Raw genomic sequence first — 12,176 nt, 5'->3', positions numbered from 1 at the left:
CTTCTCTACAGTGGAAACCATGACTAGCACTACTGCCTTTGATGCGCAGAAAACGATCCTTTCCCCCGAATATCGGGCTGACGTGGTGCGTCGCTTAACGCAGGGCGCGGAGTATGACTTGATCGTGGTGGGAGGTGGCGTAACCGGTTGCGGAGTGGCTTTGGACGCCATCACCCGCGGCCTCAAAGTCCTCCTGGTGGAGGGTCAGGATTTGGCCTTCGGCACCTCCCGGTGGTCGTCCAAGCTGGCTCACGGCGGGCTGCGTTACTTGGCCACCGGCAACGTGGGCATCGCTCGACGCAGCGCTGTGGAACGAGGCCTGTTGATGGAGACCATCGCCCCGCACCTCACCCGCGCTTTGCCACAGGTGGTGGCCATGGATGGATTCTCCCCACAGAAATTCATCCCCCGCCTGGGCTTCATCGCGGGAGACATTCTGCGCATGGCCGCCCGCACGTCCTCCACGACTCTCCCCCGTTCCCGCACGATCTCTTCTTCCCAGGTCAAGAAGCTTTGTCCTGCGGCCGCGGATTCCACCAAGTTCGGCTTTGTTAACTATGACGGTCAGTTGATTGACGACGCCCGACTCGTCACCGCACTCGCCCGCACCTTTGCTGGCTACGGAGGTGACGTGCTCACGCATGCCAAGGCCTCCATCAAGCCCGGCCGGGAGCAGGGCAAGAAGGTAGTGAGTGTAGAGCTCTCCCCAGAGATTCCCTTGGGTAGCACATCTGGAGAAAACACGCCTGGGGAACCCCTGCAGGTTCGCGCAGCTGGCGTGATCAATGCCACCGGCGTGTGGGCTGGTCAGCTGGAAAAGGACGTGACCGTCACCCCGAGCCGCGGCACGCACCTGGTGGTGGATGCTGAGAAATTGGGTAACCCCACCGGTGCGCTGACCGTTGCCGTGCCCGGTTCCAGCAGCCGTTTTTGCTTCATCCTGCCGGTTCAGCTGGGACGCTGTTACATCGGCATCACGGATGATTCCGCTGAGTTTTCCGACGTGCCGCAGGCTCCGGAATCCGATATTCGATGGATCTTGGACGTCATCAACGCCGGTTTGCAGACCAGCCTCACGGAAGATGACGTGCTGGGCGCGTTCGCCGGTCTGCGACCACTGGTGCAGGTGAAGGCACCGAAGTCCGATTCCACCTCTACTGCAGACCTCTCCCGTGAGCATCTCATCCTGCATCGGGACGGAGTGGTTACCGTCACCGGTGGCAAGCTCACCGAATACCGGCTCATGGCTCAGCAGACCGTCGATGAAGCGCTGCGGGACAAGGAGATCAGCTCCAGCCTCGATGCCCAGGCTGGCCCATGCGTGACCAAGCAGGTTTCCCTGGTGGGCGCCAGCGCAGACCGCAGCCCCCGCGCTGCGGGCCAGATCAACCTGGCACACAGCGTGACCCGCGCCCTGCCGGCATCCCTGGTGAATCGTTATGGAGCCGAAGCCGCTAATGTGCTGGCTGCCTGCACCCTCCCGGATGGCTCCGAGAAGGTGGCGGACCTGGACATCACCCGCGCAGAGTTTGCCTACGCTGTCTCGCACGAAGGCGCGTTGACCGTGGGGGATATTTTGGATCGACGCACGCGCATCGGCCTGGTCGCCGCGGATCGTGCAGCTGCGGAAGAAACCGCGCGCGAGGTCCTGAGCGCTGCTGGGTTGCTGAGCTAGCTCGGCCGGGTTGAGCTAGCTTCGCTTCACCCAGTTCCACGTCACGGTACGGAGTTCGTCGAGCTCCGCACCTTCTTCTGTGTTTGCGGGGTCTGTGCTGTCTGCGGAGTCGGCGCTGTCCGCGAGCGAGGTTTCAGCCACTGCACGCACCAGTTCCACGTCCAGCACGTTCTCGCTCAGCTGTTCCACTACCCCGCGGCCCCATTCGGCAACTACCACGCTGTTATCGAGGTCGGCGTCGAGATCCAAAGATTCCAGAGCATCCAGGACCAGGTTGGGGTCGGCCTGCTTGCCGGGTTCGATGCCATCGGCCACCTCAGCGCCGAGCAGGCGGTACGCGTCCATGTGCAACAAACCGGGCGCGTCTGGGTTGCCCGCCTTGTGCGTGCGGACGATGGTGAAGGTGGGCGATTGCACCCGGCCGCGCACGCCCAAACCCTGCGCAATGCCCTGCGTGAGGGTGGTTTTTCCCGCACCCAGCGGGCCGGTGAGCACCACCACCGTTCCGGCGCGCAGCTGTTGTCCTAGTTGAATGCCGATCTCGCGCATGTCCTCCGGAGTGGGGGCGGAAACCGTGGCGGGTTGAGAGAAATCAAGGGCATCAAGCGGGTTGATGGGCTGGCCCTTCACGGGAAGAAAGCGCCTGCTCACGCGGCCGCGGGGCATGGTGAGGATCTCGTAGGGAATGGTGCCTGCGCGCTGGGCGACTTCCTCCACGGAAGGGCCACCGTTGCCGAAGATAACTGCCCAATCCCCCGGTTGCACTGGGGTTTCGGATTCCGCAGAACCAAGGTTGATTACCACTTGATCCATGCACACCCGGCCAATCTGCGGGTAGCGCACGCCGTTGATGGAGACCTCGAAATTTCCCGAGAGGCTGCGCGGCAATCCATCGGCATAGCCCATGGCCACCACGGCGGTGCGGGTATCGGCCTCGGCTCGCCATGTGAGCCCGTAACTCACGCCCTCGCCAGCGGGCACGATGCGCGTGGTGGTCACGCGGGCGCGCAGGGTCATGGCTGGTCGTAGTCCCGCATCCACAGGCGGATCCACGGGATCCACGCCAAACACGCCCACCCCGGGGCGCACCATTTGCAGGTGGGTATCGGGGCGAGTCAGGGTGGCCGGGGTGTTGGCCATGTGGTTCACCGGAGCTTCGATGCCACGCGCCCGGCAGTAGGCGATGGCTTCCTTGAAGCGCTTTGCCTGCAGGTCCGTGGTGAGGGTGTCCCCTGGCGTATCCGCGCTGGAAAGGTGGGTCATCAGACCCGTGACCTTAATGGTGCCCGCTTGCTCTGCCTCGGCCACCGTTTCAACGGTGTCTTGCCATTCGCGGGGCCCTACGCCACTGCGGGAGAGGCCGGAATCGAACATCAACACTGCCTGCGGGGTAGCTGAGTTTTTGGCGTTCTGCGCCTGACGCACCAGATCCCGCGCGTGCGCTAGGGAAGGGATTCCCACCACGATCTTCTGCGCCAGCACCTCAGTGAGATCCTGGCCGGGGTACCACATCCAGGCAGTGACGGGGCAGGTGAAACCCAGGACTCGCAGGTGCAGCGCCTCGCGGAAGGTGGCGGTTCCCAGCTGGGAAGCACCAGCTTCCAACGCAGTGCGTGCCACTTGTTCCACGCCGTGGTTGTACGCATCGGCCTTGACCACAACCATGACCTGCGCGGAGGATGCGGCCCGTACGAACGTCCGCACGTTGTGCGCGATGGCGTCGAGATCAACAATTACCTCGGCCAGGGCATGCTGGCCCGGCTCAGCGTTCACTACTCCACCGTGACGGACTTGGCCAGGTTGCGTGGCTTGTCGATGTCATCGTTGCCACACAGGCGCGCGATATCCGCGGCGAGGAACTGCAACGGGATGGTGGAGAGGATCGGCTGCACCAGCGTGGAGGTCTGTGGGATTTCCAGCAGGTAATCGCTGAATGGCTTGACGGCCTCATCGCCCTCTTCAGCCACCACGATGGTCTTGGCTCCGCGGGCGCGGATCTCCTGGATGTTGGAGACGATCTTGGAGTGCAGCACCGGGCGGCCACTTGGGCTTGGGACGATAACCACCACGGGCAGATCGTCTTCCAGCAGGGCGATAGGGCCGTGCTTGATCTCGCCGGCGGCGAATCCCTCAGCGTGGATGTATGCCAGCTCCTTGAGCTTCAGCGCGCCCTCGAGGGCAACTGGGAAGCCCACGTGACGGCCAAGGAAGAGCATGGTGGTGACTTCGCCCAGGTCCTGGGTGAGTTCGTAGACCTGTTCGCGCAGTTCCAGCGTCTTCTCGATCTTCGGGGTGATCTCTTCGAGCTCCTTGAAGATCACCGCGATCTCATCGGAGTACTTGGTGCCGCGAGCCTGCGCCAGCGCTAGGCCCACCACGTAGTTGGCAGCCACCTGGGCCAGGAATGCCTTGGTGGAAGCCACGCCGATCTCCGGGCCAGCGTGGGTGTACAGCACGGCATCGGATTCGCGAGGGATCTGGGAACCGTTGGTGTTACATACCGCAAGAACGCGCGCGCCCTGGCTCTTGGCGTGGCGCACGGCCTCGAGGGTATCGGCGGTTTCTCCGGACTGGGACACTGCAACCACCAGGGTTTGCTTGTCCAGTACCGGGTCGCGGTAGCGGAACTCGGAAGCCACTTCGATCTCCACGGGTACGCGAACCCAGTGCTCAATGGCGTACTTGGCCAGCAAACCGGAGTGGTAGGCGGAGCCACAGGCCACCACGAAAACCTTTTCGATCTGACGCAGGTCATCATCGGTGAGGCGCTGCTCATCCAGGACCACGCGCCCATCGCGAAAGTGACCCGCGAGGGTATCGCGCACCGCAGCGGGCTGCTCGAAGATCTCCTTCATCATGAAGGAATCGAAGCCATCCTTTTGCGCGGCTTCCAGATCCCAATCGATGGTGAAGGGGCGACCCTCCACTTCGTTGCCCTGGAAATCGCAGACCTTGTAGGAATCCGCAGTGATGACCACGGCGTTATCCTGACCCAACTCCACGGCATTTTTGGTGCGATCGATGAACGCGGCCACGTCGGAACCGATGAACATCTCTCCTTCGCCCACACCCACCATCAGCGGAGTGGAGCGACGACCCGCGATGATCTTGTCCGGTGCATCAACGTGGGTGAACAGCACGGTGAACGCGCCCTCCAGCCGAGCGAGCACGGACAGCGCAGAAGCTTCAAAATCGCCCGCGGTGGGGCCGTTGTTGTAGGCCAAGGCAACGAGGTGGGCGGCTACTTCGGAGTCTGTGTCCGACGCCATTTCAATACCCTCGGCCTCGATTTCATTGCGCAGAGCAGCGAAGTTTTCGATGATGCCGTTGTGCACGATGGCTGCCTTGCCATCGAATGACTGGTGCGGGTGAGCATTTTCGTCATTCGGGCGGCCGTGGGTTGCCCAGCGGGTGTGACCGATGCAGGTGGAGCCAGCAAAGGTATCTTCGCCGATCTCTTCAACCCGGTTCAGCAAGTTTTCCAACTTGCCGGCCTTCTTCTCGAGGTGGAGTTCCCCGGGCTCCACTACTGCGATACCTGCAGAGTCATATCCGCGGTACTCCATGCGCTTGAGCGCATTGAGACCTACCTGCAGCGCATCTGAACTTCCGACATAGCCAACGATTGCACACATAATCACAGACGATACACCGGACGCATTGCGGGTTACGAAAACCACGCGCCGAGCGGTTCCCTGGTTCCGGGTTGGGTGGGTATTGATAGGTATCGGCGAGAAATACGTGATGCTTCTGCACCGGCTGGCGTTCGTCAGTTAGGCTTATACCTCGTGGGAGATAAATTTAAAGACCTCGTTCCTTCACTCGGCAAGCGTGGACCGCACCGAGTGCTCACCGGCGACCTTTCTTTCGCCGGCATTCCGGGCCGCGTTTACGTGCCCGAAGAAGGCAAGGGTATTCCCGGTGTGGCTTTCGGCCATGACTGGCGAATCGGAGTGGATGGCTACCACGCCACCATGCGCCACCTTGCTAGCTGGGGCATCGCTGTAGTTGCCCCTGATACCGAGACGGGTTTCATCCCGAATCACCGTGGCTTCGCTGCGGATCTGGAGACGTCACTGCAGATCTTGGCTGGCGTGCGCATGGGCTTGGGAAACATCACCATCCAGCCGGGCAAGCTGTACTTGGCCGGTCACGGCATGGGCGCCTCTGCTGCAGTGTTGGCTGCGACCAACCGCAAGTACTCTACGGAATCCATGCGCTACACCGATGCCGCGCCTATCGCCGGTGTGGTGTCCATCTTCCCTTCCGATACCTCCCCTAGCTCTTACGAAGCTGCGAAGCACGTGGATGCGCCGGGTTTGGTTTTGGCTGCGGGCACTCTGGCTGAGGTCCCTGCGGGTGACCCACAGCGCATGGCTGCCAACTGGAAGGGCGAGGTTGTCTATCGCAAGTTGGACAAGGCAAGCTCCCCTGGATTCCACGAGAAGCTGGGCCGCAAGATCCTCATGGGTCAGGGCACCCCAGAGTTCGCGAACCAGGAATTGGTGCGTTCACTGATGACCGGGTTCATCCTGGCTGGTGACGATAAGAAGTACAAGGGTTTCCGTGACGAAGACGAGAAATTCGATGACACCGAAACGATGCACCAGCTGGACTTGGTCCGCAACCTTCCAGAGAACAAGGATGCGACCAAGAGCCTGCAGGGTCTCCAGAAGCTCCTCTAGTTCGATCGCTTCGGGTTTAATCTGAGAAGATATCCGGCTGCCTACTGTGGTGCGATGCACCTCCGGTAGGTGGCCATTTTTCTGTTTTCGAGCCAGTAGGCTCGCTCATCGCAGGGAGTGCGTCCGTGGGCTGAGCAGTGGGCTGCGCAATGGATGACCCAGCGGAGTGCTCGGCAAGCTTCTTGAGTAGTTCGGTCTGTTCTTTGAGCACATCTTCGAACTCCTTGGTCACTGCGGCCACTTCAGCGAAATACTGATCCAGGATCGACTCGTAACGCTGAGGGTTCACCATTGCCCGCTCCTTTCGATCACTGCTGCCTCGGCGTACCCGGACATCTGTACTTTCACATCCAGGTCAGAACCTGCAGCTACCCAAATGTCTGGTGACCAACTTTCTCCCGCGGTGTCGGTGCCGGAGTCCACAGAGGCCTCGGGTGCTGGCGGTTCAGGGTCTGGTCCGGGTTGTGTCGCAGGCTCTGCTGGTACTGGGCTTTCCGGTTGCAAGTCCGTCTGAAGTGGGATTTCGGTAGGCACTGATTGCTCCGCCTCCGAGATGGGTTTTTCGGAAACTGCTCCCTCTGGAACCGAGGGATGCTGACTCTTATCGAACCCCACGGGCTTATCTGCCGGCTCTGCCGGCTCCTCCGGAGCTGGTCCCGCATCTACTGATTCTGGCTTTGCTGCTTCCGGGCATTCGGTGGCGGAATCTATTTCAGTTGGTGCGGGTTCCGTGCTCGGCTCTGACTCGGCACACGGTGCTGGCTCGGCACACGGCTCTGGCTCAGGATTGGCTACCGGTTCAGCGCAAGTAGGCGCCTCCACACAGGCTGGTGGTTCAGGTGGGCACAGCATCCCATCCACAGTCCCCGCCAACTGCTGCCACGTGGAGGCAGCGAGATTCAAACCCGTCTTGATGGCTTCGCATGCCCCGCCGGGCGTCATGGCAGGCGGTGGGGTCATTGGTGCAGAGGGCGCCTGTGTCTGGGGAGGAGTAACCGCTGCTTTGGCCGGTTCCGTGTTCGCGCACGGGGCAGGCTCTGGGGCAGGCTTAGGCGCTGGTTCAGGTTCAACCACGGGCGGAGTCACTGGAGCTGGAGCCGGTTCTGCTGGAGCCGCAGGCACCTTCGTTTCCGGGCATGCCGTTGCTGGAGCTACTGGTGTCTGTTCGGGTTCAGGAGCTGGCTCTACCACTGGTGGGGTGGGCGCGGGTTTGTCTCCCGAGCATTCGGGCTGCGGTGTGGAAGAGCAGAGCACCTCATTAGCTTTCCCGGGTTGGGCAGCAGGTTCGTGATCAGCAATCAGAGACTCAATCACCGCTTCTAACGAGCAGTTTCGGGTGCTCAAGATCTTTTCTGCCACCGCACACGCACTGGCTACAACGGGTGCGACAACCGCAGCTCCCTGCGCGGGGCCCAGCATCCCCTTCGCAAACTGCGCCATGCCTGCTGCTGAGCTACTCAGTTGCTCCACGGTCCGCGCGCAATCATCCTGAATGCGTTGCAATACATCAGTTGCAATATCGGCCGCATTGCACCCATCTGCCACGGTCGCTTCATGGCTCGATTGCTCCACGCATGCGGTGGAAACTGCAGCTTGTGGCGCGTCATTACCCAGCCCAGTGAGAAATTCGCCCACTTGAGCTAGGCCAGCCACCGCGGCAGAAATATCGAAATCACAGCTGGTCGCGGATTCCTTGCCCAGGCATTTCTTGAGCTCAGGGATGTCCAACCCATCGGTGAAGCAGTTCTGTCCCCGGGCTCCTTCCACGTATCCGCCCTCACGCTCCAAGGCGTCTAGGGCCTGCGGCACTGCCTGCGCATTCGCTGGTGCATTCATCATGAGTGCACACCTCCAATGGTCTGCGCATTAGAGTCATCGCCCGATTCCACGACCTCCGCCAACAACTGCGCATCGCGCCCCGCATCAGCCAGCCTCCGCGCATGTGCCACGCGGATCTCATGCCGCTTATTCACCAGCTCCTGCAAGCGCGCACCATGGCTCTGCAGGCCCGTCCCAAAGGCAGAAAGCGGCACATTCGGTGTGAGCTGATTCAGCGTGCGAGCCCATCCCTCTTGCAGTGTCCGCAACTCCCCCGCACGCGCCCGCACTGCCACGGGATCCGTCGATATTCCGCTATCCATGCTGTTCTTCCCCCACTGCGAAAATCACCCCGCACCGCGGGGACTATCGATTGGCATCCATCAATCACATAAGACTCAACCGGAGGAGAAATAGTTCACCCTCGCGCTGGGAATTTCCGGACAACGGGGGCGAAAACTGAAAAAGGACGCGTGTTGGCGTCGAGAAAAAAGGGGTTAGACCTGCGCAACCACAGCGGCCAGCTTGCCGGCGATCTTGCGGGCGGTGGTGGCTTCGGCGGCCTCCACCATCACACGGAAGAGCTCTTCGGTGCCAGAAGGGCGCAGCAGAACTCGGCCAGTTTCGCCCAGCTCCTGCTCGGCGTCGGCGATAGCTTCCTGAACCTCGGGCGCGGTGGCGATGCGGGACTTATCCTCCACTGGCACGTTGATCAGCGTCTGCGGGAGCACCTGCATCACGCTGGCCAGTTCGTGCAGAGTCTTGCCCGTGGCGGCCATGCGGGCCATCAGGGCCAGGCCGGTCAGGGTGCCATCGCCAGTTGTGCCGTGCTCAGGGATCACGATGTGGCCGGACTGTTCGCCGCCCAGGGAGTAATCGCCCGCGCGCAGGTCCGCCAGCACGTAACGGTCTCCCACCTTGGTCTGGCGCAGCGTAATCCCCTGCTCCTGCATCGCCAGCTTGAGGCCCAGGTTGGACATGACGGTGGCCACCAGCGTGCTCTTCTTCAGCTCGCCGCCCTCCTTCATGGACAGCGCAATGATGGCCATGATCTGGTCGCCGTCCACCACGTTGCCTTCGGAATCCACGGCGAGGCAGCGATCGGCATCGCCATCGTGAGCCAAGCCGAGATCCGCGCCGTGCTCCCGCACTGCAGCCTGAACCACGTCGATATGGGTGGAGCCCACACCCTCGTTGATGTTGAACGCATCTGGGCGGTCGTGAATGGCGATCACCTCTGCCCCGGCATTGCGGTACGCAGCGGGAGCAGCCTTGTATGCGGCACCGTTGGCGCAATCCACCACCACGCGGATGCCGTCCAATGGGGTAGGAACTGCGCGACGCAAGTGGGACAGGTAACGGTCCAGCGCGTCTTCGGATTCATCGATGATCCGGCCGATCGCCGCGCCAGTTGGCCCCTGCAGTGGCAGTTCCTCCATGAGCGCTTCGATCTCATCCTCCACCACATCGTCCAGCTTGTGGCCGCCCTCCGCGAAGAATTTGATGCCGTTATCCGGCATGGGGTTGTGGGAGGCGGAGATCATCACGCCCATATCCGCGCCGAAGGCATCGGTGAGGTAGGCCACGGCTGGGGTGGGGAGGATGCCCACGTTGTAGACGTCCACTCCCTGCGAGGCCATGCCCGCGGCCAGCGCTGCGGTGAGCATTTCACCGGACACTCGGGGGTCGCGGCCCACGACGGCGGTGGGGCGTCGGTTGCCCTTGCCATCGTGATCCACGAGCACGCGAGCGGCCGCCGCGCCGAGCTTGAGAGCCAGGGGCGCGGTGAGCTTCTCGTTGGCCAAGCCGCGCACGCCGTCAGTTCCGAAGAGTTTTCCCATAGCGTCCTAATATACGCACCCTCCCCGTGGGCCCAGCGGGAGGTCGGGGGGTTTTCTTTCTTTCCCGACGCCACTCCTGCCCCGATTTACCCCTCAACGCACAAAACCGCTCTCCCCTGCCCAGTTTGTGCAACTGGGTTATGGGGAAAGCGGTGGGCACCCAGCTGGGAAACACTGCCGGAGCAGCGCGAACCAGTCGGATAAAAGCGCGTGTAATAGATCAGCGCTTGGAGTACTGAGGTGCACGACGTGCCTTGTGCAGACCAGCCTTCTTGCGCTCCACGGCACGAGCGTCACGGGTCAGGAATCCTGCCTTCTTCAGCTCGCCGCGCTCTTCTGGGTTGTACTTGTTCAGACCACGGGCGATAGCCAGGCGGAATGCGCCGGCCTGGCCGGAAGGTCCGCCACCGTTGAGGTTGGCGACGATGTCGAACTGGTTCTCGCGATCCAGCAGGACGAGAGGAGCCTTGATCAGCTGCTGGTGCAGCTTGTTAGGGAAGTAATCCTCGAGGGTGCGGCCGTTACAGATGAACTGGCCGGAACCCTGGACCATGCGAACACGGACCACGGCTTCCTTACGACGACCAACGGTCTGGATGGTGCCTTCGAACAGCACTGGTGCAGCCTGCTCCTCGTCCTCAGCGGACTCGGTAGCGACTGCATCACCGATGGTGGCGACGAACTCTTCGTTGACAGCGTCAGCGGCGGTGTACTCGCCTTCGAAGTTTTCGTTGTTGTCTACGGAATCGTTGTTCTCGTTGTAATCAGCCATTACTGTGCCACCTGCTTGATCTCGAAGGTCTCAGGCTTCTGAGCCTGGAGGTTGTGCTCGGAGCCGGCGAAGACGCGCAGCTTCTTGATGGAAGCGTTGGACAGCTTGTTGTGTGGCATCATGCCGCGGATCGCTTCTTCCACAACGCGCTCTGGGTGCAGCTCCATGGAGCGACCGAGGGTCATGGACTTCAGGCCACCTGGGTAGCCGGAGTGGCGGTAGCGCATTTCGCGGTCCCGCTTGTTGGAAGAGATGTGAACCTTGTCAGCGTTGATGATGATGACGTTATCGCCACAGTCAACGTTGGGTGCGTAGTAAGCCTTCTTCTTGCCGCGCAGCAAATCAGCTGCGGTCACGGCAAGGCGGCCCAGAACCACGTCAGTGGCATCGATGACGTACCACTTACGGGTAATGTCACCGCTCTTTGGGTGAAAAGTAGTCACGTTGGACTCCTTGGTCTTCTTGGAACTGCCAGCCAGGCGCTGCTCCCGTGAGAAAGCTAGATGTGATTGATTCGGTGTGAATTATCACTTCTGATCAGGCAGGACATGTCTTGCCAGATAAGTTTCACGGTCTGTTCGCGGCGGCCGGTTGTGACCCACGAACAGAAGAACTCTCCCCGTGGGGGAGTTCGCAACCTGATAAATATTACCCACGCTGGGGGAATAGACCAAATCCCCTGAAATGGGAAGCAACTCACCATTCAGAGGATCTGGGGCTGGTTACTTATGCCCAGCTGTTTGCCGCGTTGGTGTTGATCTGGCTCATCCGATCGTTGGAATCGCGGACTGCGCGAGCAACCTCACCCAATACGTAGTTGAGGTCCTGGGCGCTGTCATCCCACTTCTTCTGAGCTGCCTGGTACGAGGTGGCGGATTCACCCTCCCACTCGGTGACCAGTGGTTGCAGGTCTTTTTTCAAGTCATCGAGGATGCCATCGATGCGCTTTGCGGTGCCGGTGATGTCATCAGCAGCCTGGCCGATGTTGGCGAAATTGTAGTGAATCATCTGAACTCCTTGAGTGAATTGGTGAGGCGGAATAGATCCCGCAGGTTTGAGTGGTTTAACTCGTTAGTTGTTGAATGCGGAGACGTTCTGCGCCTCTGCCTCATCGAATCCGGAAGCATTCGCACGCAGGTTTTCCGCGATGCTGTTGAGCGCGTCCTGCAGATCGCGAGCATTGTCATTCCAGCGCTGCATCAGGCCGGCGAAAGAGTTCTGCGCCTCGCCTTTCCAACTGGCGGCGATGTCATCCACCACACCCTGAAGCCGACGAAGCTCGCCCTGCACATCAGCGTTCACTCGATCCACGTTGCTTGCTGCGGTGTTCATTGTCTGAACGTCTGTCTTAAAGCTCATGATGAGCCTCCCCCTAGTTAGTTAGT

The 12,176-nt window shown here is 61.1% G+C and carries 12 protein-coding genes; 2 read left to right on the top strand and 10 right to left on the bottom strand.

Annotation, left to right across the window (positions count from 1 at the left end; all coding sequences use genetic code 11):
- Positions 1–19 precede the first annotated feature (19 nt).
- Positions 20–1,675 (top strand): glycerol-3-phosphate dehydrogenase/oxidase, encoded by a 1,656-nt coding sequence (locus IRY30_RS02460; protein WP_194555810.1) that lies wholly within the window; start codon positions 20–22, stop codon positions 1,673–1,675.
- 15 nt (positions 1,676–1,690) lie between these two features.
- On the opposite strand, the gene alr is transcribed toward IRY30_RS02460, so the two are convergent.
- Both alr and glmS read right to left on the bottom strand, forming a co-directional pair.
- Positions 1,691–3,448 carry an alanine racemase gene (alr, locus tag IRY30_RS02455; protein ID WP_194555809.1) on the bottom strand — a complete coding sequence of 586 codons (1,758 nt, stop codon included), beginning with the start codon at positions 3,446–3,448 and terminating at the stop codon, positions 1,691–1,693.
- Positions 3,448–5,310: a glutamine--fructose-6-phosphate transaminase (isomerizing) gene (glmS, locus tag IRY30_RS02450; protein WP_194555808.1), complete on the bottom strand. Its 1,863-nt coding sequence runs from the start codon at positions 5,308–5,310 to the stop codon at positions 3,448–3,450. The genes alr and glmS overlap by 1 nt, the downstream gene beginning before the upstream one ends.
- Positions 5,311–5,463: 153 nt before the next feature.
- Here glmS and IRY30_RS02445 point away from each other — a divergent pair, with 153 nt between their 5' ends.
- On the top strand, positions 5,464–6,360 hold the full coding sequence (locus IRY30_RS02445) for a dienelactone hydrolase family protein (RefSeq protein WP_194555807.1): 897 nt from the start codon (positions 5,464–5,466) through the stop codon (positions 6,358–6,360).
- A gap of 16 nt (positions 6,361–6,376) precedes the next feature.
- Here the strand turns inward: IRY30_RS02445 and IRY30_RS02440 are convergent, their stop codons facing one another.
- The 8 genes from IRY30_RS02440 to IRY30_RS02405 form a co-directional block, all read right to left on the bottom strand.
- A complete protein-coding gene (locus tag IRY30_RS02440; protein ID WP_194555806.1) occupies positions 6,377–6,652 on the bottom strand; it encodes a hypothetical protein in 276 nt (91 codons plus the stop codon).
- The gene (locus IRY30_RS02435) at positions 6,646–8,199 is read right to left on the bottom strand and encodes a hypothetical protein (protein WP_194555805.1); all 1,554 of its coding nucleotides are present in this window, start codon (positions 8,197–8,199) and stop codon (positions 6,646–6,648) included. The genes IRY30_RS02440 and IRY30_RS02435 overlap by 7 nt, the downstream gene beginning before the upstream one ends.
- Positions 8,196–8,501, bottom strand: coding sequence for a hypothetical protein (locus tag IRY30_RS02430; protein WP_194555804.1), 306 nt, complete (start codon positions 8,499–8,501; stop codon positions 8,196–8,198). Before IRY30_RS02430 ends, IRY30_RS02435 begins: the two co-directional genes overlap by 4 nt.
- Before the next feature lie 174 nt (positions 8,502–8,675).
- Positions 8,676–10,019, bottom strand: a complete 1,344-nt coding sequence (gene glmM, locus IRY30_RS02425) for a phosphoglucosamine mutase (RefSeq protein WP_194555803.1) — start codon at positions 10,017–10,019, stop codon at positions 8,676–8,678.
- 220 nt (positions 10,020–10,239) lie between these two features.
- Positions 10,240–10,791, bottom strand: a complete 552-nt coding sequence (gene rpsI / locus IRY30_RS02420; protein WP_194555802.1) for a 30S ribosomal protein S9 — start codon at positions 10,789–10,791, stop codon at positions 10,240–10,242.
- Positions 10,791–11,234, bottom strand: a complete 444-nt coding sequence (rplM, locus tag IRY30_RS02415) for a 50S ribosomal protein L13 (RefSeq protein ID WP_194555801.1) — start codon at positions 11,232–11,234, stop codon at positions 10,791–10,793. Before rplM ends, rpsI begins: the two co-directional genes overlap by 1 nt.
- 283 nt (positions 11,235–11,517) lie before the next feature.
- On the bottom strand, positions 11,518–11,799 hold the full coding sequence (locus IRY30_RS02410; RefSeq protein WP_194555800.1) for a WXG100 family type VII secretion target: 282 nt from the start codon (positions 11,797–11,799) through the stop codon (positions 11,518–11,520).
- A gap of 63 nt (positions 11,800–11,862) precedes the next feature.
- Complete coding sequence (locus IRY30_RS02405) at positions 11,863–12,150, bottom strand: WXG100 family type VII secretion target (protein ID WP_194555799.1); 288 nt, start codon at positions 12,148–12,150, stop codon at positions 11,863–11,865.
- Between the last annotated feature and the right edge of the window lie 26 nt (positions 12,151–12,176).

Origin of the sequence: Corynebacterium suicordis DSM 45110 (assembly GCF_015351405.1) — a bacterium.
GTDB lineage: Bacteria > Actinomycetota > Actinomycetes > Mycobacteriales > Mycobacteriaceae > Corynebacterium > Corynebacterium suicordis.
Note: the sequence above shows the minus strand (reverse complement) of the source record. Positions and strands in the feature narration are given on the sequence as shown.

Bases quoted from the DNA above. Each gene is read 5' to 3' on its own strand.
- IRY30_RS02460 (WP_194555810.1), top strand. From the start codon at position 20: ATGACTAGCACTACTGCCTTTGATGCGCAGAAAACGATCCTTTCCCCC.
- glmS (WP_194555808.1), bottom strand. From the start codon at position 5,310: ATGTGTGCAATCGTTGGCTATGTCGGAAGTTCAGATGCGCTGCAGGTA.
- IRY30_RS02440 (WP_194555806.1), bottom strand. From the start codon at position 6,652: ATGGTGAACCCTCAGCGTTACGAGTCGATCCTGGATCAGTATTTCGCT.
- IRY30_RS02435 (WP_194555805.1), bottom strand. From the start codon at position 8,199: ATGATGAATGCACCAGCGAATGCGCAGGCAGTGCCGCAGGCCCTAGAC.
- IRY30_RS02430 (WP_194555804.1), bottom strand. From the start codon at position 8,501: ATGGATAGCGGAATATCGACGGATCCCGTGGCAGTGCGGGCGCGTGCG.
- glmM (WP_194555803.1), bottom strand. From the start codon at position 10,019: ATGGGAAAACTCTTCGGAACTGACGGCGTGCGCGGCTTGGCCAACGAG.
- rpsI (WP_194555802.1), bottom strand. From the start codon at position 10,791: ATGGCTGATTACAACGAGAACAACGATTCCGTAGACAACAACGAAAAC.
- IRY30_RS02410 (WP_194555800.1), bottom strand. From the start codon at position 11,799: ATGATTCACTACAATTTCGCCAACATCGGCCAGGCTGCTGATGACATC.
- IRY30_RS02405 (WP_194555799.1), bottom strand. From the start codon at position 12,150: ATGAGCTTTAAGACAGACGTTCAGACAATGAACACCGCAGCAAGCAAC.